Below are 13,012 nucleotides of genomic sequence, written 5' to 3'. Positions count from 1 at the left end.
CCGGTGGAAGAGACGCCCGCAGCATGCGTGAGTGTTGCAAAGCCAACGTCGTGCCGACGCCAGGCTTGGAGCGTGCGCCAGTCGAGCGCGAAGCCTGCCGACGGCGCCTCGAACGCGACCGGCCCGGCGGCAATCTTCGTCCAAACATCCCACAGTGCCAACGGCTCGGGAACATGCGCGTATTGGATCGGCCGGCCGTACTGCGCCAGTCCTGCAAGCACCGCTGCGCGGTTGCCTGGGAAATGCAACTCGAGAAGGCGTGGATGGTCGAGAAGGCGCTCGACGGCGGCGTCAAGCGAGCCGAGCCGGAGGCGATCGCCTGGTGACAGCGGAGGTGGAGGCAGCCGGTCTTCCGTGTGCGTGCGGTGATCGCCCGAGCCGAAGGCAATCGCCATGAAACGGGTTGGATCGGGAAGTGACAGCCAGCCCGCCAGGCGGATCTCGATCGCCTCACCGCTTGGGACATGCGTGCCGTGCAAGCTGGCAGGCAAGGTCGCGGCGTCATTGGCGACGACCAGATCGCCGGGCTTGAACAGCGTCGCGAGTCCAGCTCGCGGCAGGTCGCGCATCGTGCCGTCCGCCTCGACGACGAACAGTCTGGCGGAGCGCCGATCGGGACGATCGGCGGCAATCATCCATGTGCTCCGGCGAGACGCGTAGAGCGGACCGGCAACGCGTCGAGCATCTTTTCGATGATCTCGGCAGCTGCCTGCTCGGGGCGCTTCAAGGTCGCCGGATCAGCATCAGGGATCGCGAGCGCGTGCAGTGGGGTGTCCATATCGCCGGGGTCAGGCGCGAGGAGCCGGATGCCGTCTGCTTTCGCCTCCTCGTCCCAAATCGCCGTCAGATGGGCAAGAGCGGCCTTGCTCGCGCCGTATGCTCCCCAGCCGGGATAGGCGTTCACCGCGGCGTCGCTGGAAATGTTGATGACCAGCGCGCCGCGGCCCTCGCGTGCGGACGCGGCAAGCGCACCGAACAGGGCTTTCGTCAGCCGGAACGCGCCGACGAGATTGACCGCGAGCGCCATTTCCAGCTCCTCGCACTCGGTATCGGCAAGGAGCGCCAGAGGGACAGGGCCGAGGCTCGACGCATTGTTGATCAGGACATCGAGCCCGCCGAGGCTGGCAGTGACCTGCAACGCGATCGGGTAGATGTCCTCCTTCTTGCCGACGTCGCCGACAAAACCGTGCGCGCCCGTCTCGTCGGCGATGCGTTCGACATTCGCGGCGGTGCGGGCGACGAAGGCGACGCACGCATTCATCGCGGCAAGCTGCCGCACAAGTGCCAGTCCGAGGCCGGACGTGCCGCCCGTGACCGCCACGCGAAGTCCCTGAAGTTCGATATTCGTCTGCATTGCCAATGCTCCTTTAATCCGTATGCCTCTTGCTACAAGTTCAAGTTAACTTGAAGTCAAGCGGGAATTGTGCTTTCGTTCATGCATGGATTCCATGCTGACCATCACCGACGTGGCGCGGCGCAGCGGCGTCGCATCATCGGCCCTGCGCTTCTACGAGGAGCGCGGGCTGATCGCGTCCGAGCGGGCCGGCTCGGGACATAGACGCTACCCGCGATCCGTGCTGCGCCGGATCGCCTTCATCGTCTTCGCGCAGCGAATTGGGCTGACGCTCGAGGAGATCGGCGCCGAGCTGGCCAAGTTGCCAGCCGATCGCGTGCCGTCGCGTCGGGATTGGTCACGGTTGTCGGGCCAGTGGACCAAGCGCATCGACCAGCGCATCGCCGAGTTGCAGCGCCTGAGGTCGGGGCTTACCGAGTGCATCGGTTGCGGCTGCCTGTCGATCGACCGGTGTAGCCTTGCGAACCCTGCCGATATGGCAGGACGCAAGGGGCCGGGGCCGAGGTATTGGCTGGGGTGAGTCACCTTTATGCATTTTCCATGTTGGGCAAGAAGATCGACTGGATGCGGGCCAATCCGCTGGTGTCCCTCCAGGTCGACGAACGCGGCCAAGGACGGGGATGGAGAAGCGTGGTTGTAGAGCCGCTATGAAGAACTGCCTGACCAGATCGGCTGCAAGGTTCAGCGCGACTATGCATGGTTAGTGTTGAGCAAGCACGCCAACTGGTGGGAGCCGGGCGCCCTCAAGCCGGTCATGCCTCCGGTGTCGGACAGCGCGCCCCACGTGTTCTTCCGGGTCTTGATCGAGCAGGTGTCGGGCCGCGAGGCAAGTGAGTAGCTGTCTCCACTGCCGCGACGGCTGAAAGCGGTGGCTGCACCGGCGCGTAGGGAGCGGTTCTAGTAGTTTCCCGTACGGACATAACCGAATTTCGCCACGGGCCGATTAGCGCGATTGCTGTTCCACGGATTAACCGGGAAAACAGCCATGCACGCCTACACCAACTCCAGAGTTGCACTGCCGTCGCGGTCCTCCCAGCCCAACCTGCCGGAGGCTTTCGAGCCCGCACCGCTGCAACCACTCAGCTTCTATCCCGCCGGCGCGGAAATCTACGCCCAGGGCGAGAAGGCCGGAGCCTTCTACCAGTTGAAGTTCGGCGGCGTCCGCGTCTACCGCCTGCTTGCTGACGGCCGCCGGCAGATAAATGCCTTTCACCTCGCCGGAGAGACATTCGGCTTCGAAGCCGGCACCACGCATCATTTCTTCGCCGAGGCGATCAATGCCACCGGTGTCCGCGTCTTCCGCCTCGCTGCTGGAGCGGACAACTCCCATCAGTTGCTGCCCATGGCGCTCAAGGGGTTGACCAGAGCGCAGGAACACCTGCTGGTCCTCGGTTGCCAGAGCGCCATCGAACGCGTCGCCGCATTCCTGGTCGACATGGTGGAACGGCAGGGCGGATTGCAGCAGGTCGAACTGCCAATGTCGCGTATGGACATCGGCGATTATCTCGGCCTCACAATCGAGACTGTCTCACACTTCAGACCAATTGACAGCGGGGCACCAAGAGCAAGATAGCAGCGCGGAAGACTATCTTGTTTGCCGCTGGAAGACTGAGGAAACAGCGGGCACGTCTATCGGCGTTCAGGCTTCCGGACGAAGGCATGGACCGGCACATGGCCACATTGCATCCGGACCGAATTCAGCATCGATCGCCTCGCATGCCGCAGCAAGATCGGCGCTGGTCGCTTCGTGGCGGCGTTCGGCCTCGCTGCAGGCCCGCTCGGCCATGGCCAAGCCGTTGGCCAGCATGTCGAGGACGGGGATCAGGATCGGTCTCGGATCGATGCCGTCGGTTCGAAGCCGGCTCGGTGCGTCCAGCGCGCTCAGCCATTGGTCAAGTTCGAAGAGAGCGGCACCAGGTTGCAGGCCAAGCGACCAGTTAAGCGGCAAGTTTTGCAAGCCGCGGCTCCGGCCTGCGGCATGACTGAAGAGCCGGCGCAGACGGTCCTGACTGAGGCCATTCAGCAGAACGTCGTCAAGCGCGCCACAAGCCTGGCCTTCGCGCGACGCCAAGGTGGGCATGGTCAGGCTCCTTGTTGAAGAAGCCCGCCATGCTCTGCTCGAGCCGAACGACGCTCAACGCGAGCGCGACGACCGGTTCTTGATCTCTACCTCAACCGCGCGCGCCCCTCCCGCGCAGCGGGTTCGTTCCTCGGCCCTATGCTGCTGAGTACCAATGCGCCGCTAAGGCGACATTTGCAGCAAATGCGGCATGTGCTAGCAGTCAAAAGTCCCGGTATCAGTCGGGGAGCTTTGTCATCTCGACTTGTTATAGCCAACCGCCCGAAAAACCGGCTCGGTGCAGTCCCGCGATGATGGCCGGCACGCGGCGCATCAGGCGCCACAGGAAGCCCGAGCGGTAGTTCTCTATCATCAGAGTGATCGGCCCCTGATTGATGCCGACATGGTCGGGCGATACCCAACCGCATGGCCGGCCGTCGGCGGCTGCTATTGTCGGATTGAAGCTTGCGGTGAAGCCGTAAGGGTTGCCCTCTTGCAGGTCGATCTCGTGGAAATAGCGCAGTGCCGGCAGAACGATCTCTGGTGCAAAGGGCAATGAGGTAATCGCTGCCCACGGCGACAACGTCCCATCATCAGGGCCGAATGGCACGCCGCGCGCCAGATAGCCGAAGAAGCGGCGGCCACCGACCGTCATTTGGGGTTTTGTCGGGCTTGGGCCGTCGCTGGCGGTGATGCCCCAGCAATTCTCGCCATAACCGCTGAAGCCCTTCGGATTGCGAATGGCGTAGTCTCGTTGCAGGTAGGTTGCCTCGCGGCTGTTCTCGAAATAGTCGCAGTCGTGGTTGCGCATGGAAGCATCGCGGATGCCGCGAAAATCGATCCAGATATGCGAGAGCTGGTGGACGAAAAGTGGACCAGCGTAAACCAGTTCCCGGCCATAGATCTTTTCCACTTGTAGGTGGATAGCCAGGCCGCATAGCTCTCGGGCGGCAACGGATGGGTTGGCGAACCGAGGCCCAACACATATAGGATCACCGCTTCGTCGTAGCCTTGCCAGCGGTAGCGCAGGAAGCCTTTTCCAGGCCGCCAGCCATGGGTGACGGTGGCGCTGCCGTTCTGCGCCCATCGCCAGTCGGCGCGCCGGTAGAGCGCATCGGCAAGCCGCCGGATTTCCAGTTCGGATTCATCGTCCTCGCCAAAATAGGCGCCGGCGGCCAGCACGCCAGCAAGCAGAAGCGCCGTATCGACGGTGGACAGCTCACACTTCCAGACGCGGCGGCCGGTCTCAATGTCGAGGAAATGGTAGTAGAAGCCCTTGTGGCCCGTTGCGTCGGCTTCGGGCCCTTGCGGCGCGTTCCAGAAGAAGCGAAGCGTGGCGAGCGTCCGTTCAGCGGCGGCGGCGCGCGTCATGAAACCGCGCTCGACACCGACGGGATAGGCCGACAGGGCGAGCCCGACGGCGGCGATGCTGGCCGGTGACCCCGGGGTGTTGCGGTCGGCGATCAGGCCATTCGCCGGGTTGGCCTCTTTGAGAAAATAGTCGAAGGACAGGCACTGGATGTCCGAGAGAAGCTCGTCGTTCTGCAGGTGGTCGCTCGATGCATCCATGGCTGTCGATATAGAGGGGTTCGCTGCGCTTCCCACCTTTTGGTCGTCTTATCGCCTATGCGCCAGTCGCGAAACGCGTGCCCTCCCGTGCGAGCGGGTTCGTTCTGCGACCCCTTTCCGGACGTTGATGGACACAAATAGATGACCGAGCATTCGTCAAAATCATGATTAAACTGGCGTCGGACGGCCGAACTGCGTTTGATACTCCTTTGGGCTGATACCCCTGCGTTTGCGGAAGTGATGTCGCAGCGTATCCGCTGAACTCATGCCCACGGGCGGCGGCGATCTCTTCGATGCTGTGGTGGCGACCAATCAGGAGCTGCTTCGCCTCGTAAAGGCGCTCGGATACCAGCCATTCGCCTGGAGGCGATGCCGTCGCTTGGGTGAAGCGTCGTATAAAGGTCCGCAAGCTCATGTGGCATTCCGATGCCATTCGCTCCAGCGTCCAGACGCCGCCGAGTTCAGCCCTCATCTTGTCCAGCAGTGGCGCAACTTCTGACCCACGCCGTGTCGGAACAGGTCGTTCAAGGAATTGCGCCTGCCCACCGGTACGGTGCGCCGGCATTATAAGCCTTCGAGCCACGGAGTTGGCCGCATCAGCTCCAAAGTCCTGGCGAACGATCTCGATCAGAAGGTCAATGCCGGCGGCACTCCCGGCGGACGTGAACACGCGGCCATGCGAGCGGTAGAGCGAGGCATGATCCACGGCCAACTTTGGATACTGGCTGCGCAGTGCATCAGCGTAGCGCCAATGCGTCGTACGGACTGTTGGGATGTTCATGATGCGCTGTCGCGCGAACCCGATTTCGTCCTCCTCGATGTCCGCAGCCCTTCGATGTTCGCCCAAGGTCATGTCCCCGGGGCCATCAACTTGCCCCATGGCAAGATTGTCCGCTCAAAGCTCGAGCGCTGGTCCGACCAAACCGCATCCGCCTTCGAACCGTGGCAGTAATCGCCACCTGGTCACCAATGCCTATTCCCCGAGCCATGCCATGGATTCTGGTGCGGGCAGTGTCCTCTTCAAGAGGCTTCTAATATACGCCCGCCATCCTAAGGCTGACCTATGACCAGAGTTACAAAAGTTGAACTTCATCGGGGAACACTCTTTCTGTCTGCGGGCCTGTTGGATTTACAGCGCACCCCGCGCATTTAGACAGGAGAAAGAAGATGAAACGCATCCTTTTGGCTTCGGCCGTGCTGGCGCTGTCGGCCGGGCTTTCCTTTGCCCAGACGACGAGCGGAACCTCAACGAGCGGAACCTCGACCACGACAACCATGCCCAGCACGACGGATCAGGGCACCGGCGCGACGAGCAGCGGCACCAACATGTCCGGCGATCAGGGCACCGACACGACCACCACCAGCGGCACCACAAATCCGAACTCGGCCAGAGACTGCGCGCCCGGCCAGCAGACTGGCAGCGCTCAGCAGGCGGCGCCAGGTCAGCAGGACACGGCAGCCAAGAGCCGCCGCGCCGGGCCAGGTGAAAAAGACCGACGAAGGTTGCTGATTGGCACATCGGCACAGGTTGGAATCACCAGCGTGTGGCTGGCCAGTCTCCCCCGACCACCGCCTGAACTCACTCGGCTGGCGAGCAAGTTGCCGCCAGCCGAGCATCAGTCCAGGAACCTTTGCGCATGCTTGTGCTTTCAGTGGGGCACGCCTGGCTTCTGTTTGCTTTCGGTCAGATAGATATCCGTCTGCTCGCGCATCTTGCCTGAAGGGAGCTGCGGCCGCGCTCAGAGGAGAGGCTAACAGGTGATTTCGATCGACGCGCTGTATTGCCGATAGCGCCAGAGCGATTCGAACCCCTACATCGGACAACGTTTTCGGGGTTGATCGTTGCGGCCGGCTTTGCAGTGGTTCCGGAGGAACGGAGCTTCCGCCGCGTTGCCCGGCGGGCTCAACCCACTACTGACTGCTGCGAGCCAAAGTCGGCGATCTCACCTCGTAGAAGTGAGCGGACCGTCTCGCCAGCTCGCAAAATTCCGTGGGTGTCAGACCTGTAAAACGGCGGAACTCATGAACGGCCTGCGATTGATCAAAGTAGGCCTCATCGACAAGCTGCGTAAATTTCTCGTTCGGATCTTGCAATATCGCTTTGATAGTTCGTCTCAACCGCGCAAGTTGGCGAAAGCGGACCGGCGAATTTGCCGTCGCTCTCTTGAAACGGTTCTCAAGCTGTCTCTCGCTCAGTCCCACAAGATCGCAGATTTTGGAGATCGATGATGTTCCCGTCTCGAGGAGTCGGAAGGCGGCATCGAGGGTGCCCCGCTCTGCTCGGGGATTGAGACGTTGCTGTAGAAAATGGTTCAGCAGGTGGACCCGCGTGCTGTCAAGCGCCGTGGTTACGATTTGCTCCGTCAGACGCGTTGCCTCTTGTCCCCAGATCACCTCGAGTGGAACAATTCTGTCTGCAAGTTCGGAAACAGGCACTCCCAGCAGATGTTCTGCCATGCCCGCCCGAATACGGACAGCAAGAAAGTGAAATCCCGGCACGGCCTTTGGGTGAATGGGCTGGCTACGGCAGCACAAAACATGGGCCCGCGGCGGCTGTTTCCCGTTAAGCAGAAAGCCTGGTGCAACGTGAAAGAATATCTCAGCTCCGCCTGGGCTTGGCCAGAACGGCATGAATTCGATGTCTTCGCCAGGATTGGTCTCACGTGACCAGTAGCGATCAACCACGTGACCTATCGATTCGATCGGTCGATAGGATATACTCAGCATCCAAGCCTCTCAAAATCCATGACTTATTTGTTACGCCATTTCTGCAGCCGCCCATCGCATACATAGATTATCTTGGCTCAGTGTACAGGCGCACGATGCCGGTTATATTGTCATCGCCCATGCCGCGATTAATCCCATGCTGGAAGACCTCGCGGGCCGCAATAGTCAGAGGCATATACTGTGAGCAGTCCGCGCCCGCCATAGCGATTGCATATGCAAGGTCTTTGTCCACGAGTTCTACTGGAAACAATGGTGCGAACGTGCCCGCGCGCATGGAGGCTGCCATCGTTTTCGCCGCTGGGCTGCTGGCGGGCGTCGTGCCAATAATCTCGACGGCTCGATCGACATCGGCGCCCAGCCGCTGCAGCAGGCCAATGAGTTCGGCCATTGCGCCAACCTGGACAGCGAGAAGAGAGTTGACGGAGAGCTTCACCATGGCGCCTGCCCCGACCGGCCCAGCGTGATGTACTGCCGTGCCCATGGCTTTGAGCAGCGGTTCTGTTCGCGCAAGGACGTCCTTCTCGCCGCCGACGAGATAGATCAGCTGGGCCGCCTCCGCTTGCGGCCGCCCGCCTGCCACCGGTGCCTCAAGGAAGGCGACGCCCCGAGCCGATGCGGCTTTGGCGAGCTCGCCGATCCAAACCGGCGTCAGTGTCGAGCTCTCGATCGCCACCGCGCCTGCCTTGAGCCCAGCAAGTGCTCCCGTGTCCTCGTCGAGCCATATTTTTCGTGATGCAATGTCGTCTCGAACCATGGCGATCACGAAATCTGCTCCTGCCGCGGCCTCTCGCGGTGTGCCGGCGAGACGTGCTCCTGTGGAAATGAGCGAATGCGCCGCCTCCTTTGACCGGTTCCACACCGTCAAGCGGTGCCCTGCCTTGAGCAGATTGGCTGCCATGCGCGACCCCATCGCTCCAAGTCCTAGAACTGCCACTTCAGCCATCGGAAATCCTTTCCATCCGTCGTAGGTTGTATCAAGAGCCAATCCAGTTGTGTGGTCGACAGCTAAACGGCGAAACGCTTAGATCGCGTGGCTGTCCGCTGGCACAGCTATGTATTCGGCAAAAACCACGAACGCGGCTGCCGCAGGCGGCTCTCTAAGTAGATCATTGAACACGGATAGCGCATTGCGCACATAGGGAGAGACCATATGAGACTCCCAAGCCGCATGATCGCGGTATTGTTCCACGACATAAAAATGCGTGGTGTCGGACGTGCTCTGAGCGGCGTGATACGAGACCGCGCCCGACTCAGCGGATGTCTGCCGCGTGAGATCGATGAGGATGTCACGGACTTGATCGACGGTCTCGGCCCGAGCGAGAAGGTTCGCGATGAACATCATTAGCAGACCCTTGTTGATGCTGGAATGCTAGCTCGGCGAAGCTGCGTCGCATTGTAGAAATGCGAAATGGCAGCGAAATCACGCATGGCTCCGGACGCGTCAGCAACATTGTAGGTCCAGGCCGACCGCGTTCGACTGCGGCTACTGTGGCGCCACCATTGCAATTAGTTCTGCCCGACAGAGAGTGACGGAGGCGGCCAAGCGTGGGTTGCCTACCAAGCTGAGCGTCCTAACGACCAATCCGCGCAGAAATTTTATGAGCGAGAAGGATTTCGGTCGAGGCGGAGACCGAAGGAGGACGCCGCATGGTAAAACTGTCGGTCCCATAATGGCGATCGTGCTTGCGCGAACATCGGCTCACCACCCAACCAAACCGTTTGACCCGCGCTGGCAGCTGCTGAGTAGGCGAGGTCCGCATCGCCTCGATCGCGGACGAAGCAGAAACTGGGACATCCCTCCATTGCTGATATTCCGGCCACAGACGGAAGCCTGCGTTTCCGGTAGAGTTCGTCCCGTCGATCTTACCAGGAAGTGAAACGATGATAGCGAGAACACTGGGCGCGGTGGTTGTCGCGGTGTGCGCAACGGGCAGCGCCGTGGGCGCTTCTGCGCCGGCGCTCAAGCCGATCGACCCGGTCGCGCTTCAGGCAATGATGGAACGCACGGCCAAGGAACTCCTGCTGCCGGGCGCAATGGTTCTCCTCAAGACTCCGCAGGGCAATTTCGCCTTCGGGTATGGAACGACCGAACTCGGCGTCACGAACCCGCCGCGCGCCGATACCCATTTCCGGCCCGCCTCAAACACCAAGACGATGACGGCCGCGGTGATCGTGCAATTGGTCCAGGAAGGAAAGCTGAGTTTCGACCATCTGATCTCGAAATACGTTGATGGTGTTCCGAACGGCGACCAGATCACCATTCGCCGGCTCATAAAGATGCGGAGCGGCCTTTACAATTTCACCAATGCACCGGAACTTGCGGAAAGCTTCGATAACAATCCGGACAAGGCGTGGACCTCGGAGGAGGTTCCTCGCCATGGCTTTCAAACGGCCGCCGCACTTCGCGCCGGGTGCTGAATTCGACTACAACAATACCAACTATTATCTGCTCGGCCTCGTTGCCGAGAAGATCGATGGCAAGCCGTTGGCGACGATCTTTCAGGAGCGCTTATTCGGGCCCCTGGGGATGAAAAACACGTTGCTGCCCGTCAGCACGTCCAACACCATCCCCGAGCCTTATGCGCATGGCTACATTTACGGCGGCGCGTCTTACGCCCTGGTCGATGCGCCCTATCCGGACGATCTTCAGGCGGCGGCCAGGGCGGGAACGCTCAAGCCCGATGACGAGACGTGGCAGAACCCGTCCGCTTACTTTGCGGCAGGCGGCGTCATCTCCACGGCGGATGATCTGGCGACCTGGATGCGCGCACTGGTCGGGGGCCAGGTCTTCAACGCCGACTACAAGCGCCAATGGCTGGATAGTCCCGAAGCGGAGGATCCCAGCAAGCCTGAAGGCCAGAAATATGGCTACGGCAGCGCCCTGGTCACCTTCGGGCCGAACAAGATCTATTTCCACGGCGGCGAGATGCCCGGCTACAACTCCTTCATGGGCCATGACCCGGACAACGACGTCACGCTGATCGTCTGGACCAGCCTGACGCTCTCGCTCGACGGCAAGCCGACCGCCAACGCTCTGATGCTGAAAATACTGGACCAGATCTATGCGGTCTCACCGTTAGCGCCAGCGAAGCGATGACACCGGGTCGGGACAGGCGAGGCCGCTACGGCTCTAGGCTTGTCTTCCCGGTGCGCACGGCGTCGACGACTTCGCGGATCGGGTCGAGGACGAGCTGCGGCTGGTCCTTGTGGATCTCGTGGCCGCTGTCGGTGTTGACAATTTGACGCCCACAAGGCCGATCCGAGGCCAACTGGGAGTGCATACCAGCTTGGAATTGTGCGGAACCGTACGAAGTCGATTGCAAGCAACCAACCTGGTTGGCCGGGCATTAATTAGCAAAGCGTCAATTAGGGAAAGCATCGGGAGGAAGACCATGCTGCACGTTAACATGCCTCGCGAATTTGAGGTTGGCGATGAGGTTTCACTAGCAGGTACCGTCATCACGATTCTCCCCAGCGGGCGCGCTAGAGTGAGCATTCCATCGTATGACCATCCTTATACGATTGATCCGCCACCCAAAGCCCGGGCCGGAGACCGAGTGGTTCTTGTTGGGGACGTCACGCGCATCGATCGCGGAGCAAGCAAACTCACCGTGCGGATTGATTGCGGCGGGGTGATCACGGTCGACAAGTCGGCGATCACTCGGCTGAGAAAGCACCGCCGGACTTCAGCGGCTTGATACTACGGCGATACGACGGCCGCGCTTGTCGGCGTAGGGAAGATGCAAGCGCACTTTGACAGCGACGGATAAGCGGGAGTTCGACGGCTAGGGCACGAGTCCAGCCTAGTGCGTCGCTGGCGTCTTCGGACTACTGGTGAAGCAAGTCCGATGTGCGCCTATCGCGACCCCGCTTCACCTGCCGTCCAGCCGTTCGCGCATTCGCGATCGTCGCTCTCGGCAACAGGCGGCGCCCCCGGCCAGGACGTGTCGCATGTGCGCGCTGTCGAAGGAGGCGCCCAGCAACATTTCGCGTGAAGGCCGCGGGCACCCGATGGATCGTAACCTTTCTCTGCAATGAGCGCCTTGTCGCCGGCGATGGACCTCCGGCTCTTACGCATTATGGAGATCACATGTTGGTCCCGGCACCCGGTGCCGGGAGCCTCGTGACAGAACTGGGCGACATGGTTGCGGTGGAGTAGGCGCCGTCGCCCTGGATGAACAACAACCTGTCGCATGCGGTGCATGCGTTGTCGAAGCTTTCGGTCGGTCACGGCCGCGGCCGCATCGACAACGACCGCAACGGCATCAAGTCATTGCTGAAAGCCCGCAAGGTATCTGTCAAGACATAGCGTGCCGGCGAAGGTCCGCCCTCGCGACAGGGATTCGTTCTAGGCCGATCGGTCGGCAACGCGACCGGCCAGATGAGCGAGAGCTTACCCTCGGCATAAAGCGATCGGGGCGAGCGGCGGAGCCGACCCGAAATGGACATTTGGCTTTCCCCAAACCACTGCCTCACCAAGCCGTCTTTCCGAATATTCTACGGACAAGCTCGTCGCCATTCCCATCAAAGCAGCGGCCGTGACTGAGAATCACTCGCCGCGGTTGCCACGACTGGAGTTTGCCTATTACTGCCCGTGCTTTCTGCCGATGCAGGAGAATTGGCAGCCGCATGCCAAGGAAGGTGCGCCCGTGCGGGTGAGCCATCCCAGTCAGCTTCGTCACCGTGCGCCAAGGCTCATCGATCATGTCCAATTCGAGATTGATGATGGTGTCTGTAAGAATCAGCGTCTTTGACGCTTGGTGGAAGAATATGAACTCTTTGAAGTAGCCACCGGGAAACAATATCTGGTCCATGTCCCGCCGCCACTCTTCCGGCGGATCGGCTTCCAAATCCCGAGCGAACGTCACATCAGCATGCCGTGCGCGTGCTCTTTGGCGGACTCTGGGCGATGCCCATGTGGTTGCCTCAGGGAAAGCCTTCGACCACTCACCGACATGAGCGTAGTGAAATTGGTTGGGTGACACGAGGTGGCGAATTCTGCCCAAGTTCCGTAACTCTTCGGCCACCGTCCAAGCAAACTTGATGGGCGAATGAAGGAACAGATCGCCGTTCGATAGGCGCACCACCGTCATCCGAGTAGTGAATGGCAGCGGAAGTTTTAGTCCTGCTACCGTCAAATACTCAAACGGACCGTCAACGACGCCGATATCGGGTCCCTGCGGTTTGTAGACGTTCACCGGCTCGTAAAGGGATGCACTCACAGCCCATTCCACTTCACCAGCTCGGCGCAAGGCGATGCACGCTATCTGGGCCAGGTTTGGTCATGCCGAACCGCAGCACCT

17 protein-coding genes and 2 pseudogenes are annotated in these 13,012 nt (G+C 61.0%); 10 read left to right on the top strand and 9 right to left on the bottom strand.

Annotated elements, in window-relative coordinates; genetic code table 11:
* Window positions 1–635: S-adenosylmethionine:tRNA ribosyltransferase-isomerase (locus NKJ20_RS28500; protein ID WP_352748667.1), on the bottom strand; the 635-nt coding region annotated here is incomplete at its 3' end.
* Window positions 632–1,354, bottom strand: coding sequence for an SDR family NAD(P)-dependent oxidoreductase (locus NKJ20_RS28495; RefSeq protein ID WP_352748663.1), 723 nt, complete (start codon window positions 1,352–1,354; stop codon window positions 632–634). The genes NKJ20_RS28495 and NKJ20_RS28500, both read right to left, overlap by 4 nt.
* 85 nt (window positions 1,355–1,439) lie before the next feature.
* Between NKJ20_RS28495 and soxR the strand changes: the two genes are divergently transcribed.
* From soxR to NKJ20_RS28480, 3 genes and pseudogenes are all read left to right on the top strand, one after another.
* Window positions 1,440–1,874, top strand: coding sequence for a redox-sensitive transcriptional activator SoxR (gene soxR, locus NKJ20_RS28490; protein WP_123148309.1), 435 nt, complete (start codon window positions 1,440–1,442; stop codon window positions 1,872–1,874).
* A pseudogene (locus NKJ20_RS28485) lies at window positions 1,874–2,192 on the top strand (pyridoxamine 5'-phosphate oxidase family protein); the annotation flags it as partial. The gene soxR and the pseudogene NKJ20_RS28485, both read left to right, overlap by 1 nt.
* A gap of 147 nt (window positions 2,193–2,339) precedes the next feature.
* Window positions 2,340–2,927, top strand: a complete 588-nt coding sequence (locus tag NKJ20_RS28480; protein ID WP_352450388.1) for a cyclic nucleotide-binding domain-containing protein — start codon at window positions 2,340–2,342, stop codon at window positions 2,925–2,927.
* Between the two features lie 66 nt (window positions 2,928–2,993).
* Here NKJ20_RS28480 and NKJ20_RS28475 read toward each other — a convergent pair whose 3' ends face one another.
* Together NKJ20_RS28475 and NKJ20_RS28470 are read right to left on the bottom strand one after the other, a co-directional pair.
* Window positions 2,994–3,434, bottom strand: coding sequence for a hypothetical protein (locus NKJ20_RS28475; protein WP_352450387.1), 441 nt, complete (start codon window positions 3,432–3,434; stop codon window positions 2,994–2,996).
* A gap of 247 nt (window positions 3,435–3,681) precedes the next feature.
* Window positions 3,682–4,397 (bottom strand): annotated as a pseudogene (locus NKJ20_RS28470) (glucoamylase family protein).
* A 69-nt stretch (window positions 4,398–4,466) separates the two neighbouring features.
* Here NKJ20_RS28470 and NKJ20_RS28465 point away from each other — a divergent pair.
* Entirely contained in the window at window positions 4,467–4,853 is a 387-nt protein-coding gene (locus NKJ20_RS28465) for a hypothetical protein (protein ID WP_352748671.1), read from the top strand.
* A 184-nt stretch (window positions 4,854–5,037) separates the two neighbouring features.
* Here the strand turns inward: NKJ20_RS28465 and NKJ20_RS34230 are convergent, their stop codons facing one another.
* Complete coding sequence (locus NKJ20_RS34230; protein ID WP_502902840.1) at window positions 5,038–5,835, bottom strand: helix-turn-helix domain-containing protein; 798 nt, start codon at window positions 5,833–5,835, stop codon at window positions 5,038–5,040.
* On the opposite strand from NKJ20_RS34230, the gene NKJ20_RS34225 reads away from it, so the two are divergent.
* Together NKJ20_RS34225 and NKJ20_RS28450 are read left to right on the top strand one after the other, a co-directional pair.
* A complete protein-coding gene (locus NKJ20_RS34225; RefSeq protein ID WP_502902839.1) occupies window positions 5,818–5,934 on the top strand; it encodes a hypothetical protein in 117 nt (38 codons plus the stop codon). The genes NKJ20_RS34230 and NKJ20_RS34225 overlap by 18 nt on opposite strands.
* Window positions 5,935–6,149: 215 nt before the next feature.
* Complete coding sequence (locus NKJ20_RS28450) at window positions 6,150–6,674, top strand: hypothetical protein (RefSeq protein WP_352748657.1); 525 nt, start codon at window positions 6,150–6,152, stop codon at window positions 6,672–6,674.
* 219 nt (window positions 6,675–6,893) lie between these two features.
* Here NKJ20_RS28450 and NKJ20_RS28445 read toward each other — a convergent pair whose 3' ends face one another.
* The 3 genes from NKJ20_RS28445 to NKJ20_RS28435 form a co-directional block, all read right to left on the bottom strand.
* Entirely contained in the window at window positions 6,894–7,709 is an 816-nt protein-coding gene (locus NKJ20_RS28445; RefSeq protein ID WP_352450384.1) for an AraC family transcriptional regulator, read from the bottom strand.
* Window positions 7,710–7,776: 67 nt separating this feature from the next.
* Window positions 7,777–8,652, bottom strand: coding sequence for an NAD(P)-dependent oxidoreductase (locus NKJ20_RS28440; RefSeq protein ID WP_352748654.1), 876 nt, complete (start codon window positions 8,650–8,652; stop codon window positions 7,777–7,779).
* A gap of 78 nt (window positions 8,653–8,730) precedes the next feature.
* Window positions 8,731–9,051, bottom strand: coding sequence for a putative quinol monooxygenase (locus NKJ20_RS28435; protein ID WP_352450382.1), 321 nt, complete (start codon window positions 9,049–9,051; stop codon window positions 8,731–8,733).
* Between the two features lie 539 nt (window positions 9,052–9,590).
* Between NKJ20_RS28435 and NKJ20_RS28430 the strand changes: the two genes are divergently transcribed.
* The 4 genes from NKJ20_RS28430 to NKJ20_RS28415 all read left to right on the top strand — a co-directional run bounded on the left by NKJ20_RS28430 (window position 9,591) and on the right by NKJ20_RS28415 (window position 12,018).
* On the top strand, window positions 9,591–10,127 hold the full coding sequence (locus NKJ20_RS28430) for a serine hydrolase domain-containing protein (protein WP_352450381.1): 537 nt from the start codon (window positions 9,591–9,593) through the stop codon (window positions 10,125–10,127).
* Complete coding sequence (locus tag NKJ20_RS28425; protein ID WP_352450380.1) at window positions 10,087–10,806, top strand: serine hydrolase domain-containing protein; 720 nt, start codon at window positions 10,087–10,089, stop codon at window positions 10,804–10,806. Before NKJ20_RS28430 ends, NKJ20_RS28425 begins: the two co-directional genes overlap by 41 nt.
* Window positions 10,807–11,101: 295 nt before the next feature.
* Window positions 11,102–11,407, top strand: coding sequence for a hypothetical protein (locus tag NKJ20_RS28420; RefSeq protein WP_352450379.1), 306 nt, complete (start codon window positions 11,102–11,104; stop codon window positions 11,405–11,407).
* Between the two features lie 476 nt (window positions 11,408–11,883).
* On the top strand, window positions 11,884–12,018 hold the full coding sequence (locus NKJ20_RS28415) for a hypothetical protein (protein WP_352450378.1): 135 nt from the start codon (window positions 11,884–11,886) through the stop codon (window positions 12,016–12,018).
* 163 nt (window positions 12,019–12,181) lie between these two features.
* Here the strand turns inward: NKJ20_RS28415 and NKJ20_RS28410 are convergent, their stop codons facing one another.
* The gene (locus NKJ20_RS28410; protein WP_352450377.1) at window positions 12,182–12,931 is read right to left on the bottom strand and encodes a DUF4336 domain-containing protein; all 750 of its coding nucleotides are present in this window, start codon (window positions 12,929–12,931) and stop codon (window positions 12,182–12,184) included.
* Window positions 12,932–13,012: the final 81 nt, after the last annotated feature.

It is taken from the genome of Mesorhizobium sp. M0185 (assembly GCF_040322175.1).
Classification (GTDB): Bacteria; Pseudomonadota; Alphaproteobacteria; order Rhizobiales; family Rhizobiaceae; genus Mesorhizobium.
The sequence above is the reverse complement of the archived record's forward strand: the minus strand, read 5'-3'. Positions and strand labels throughout refer to the sequence as shown.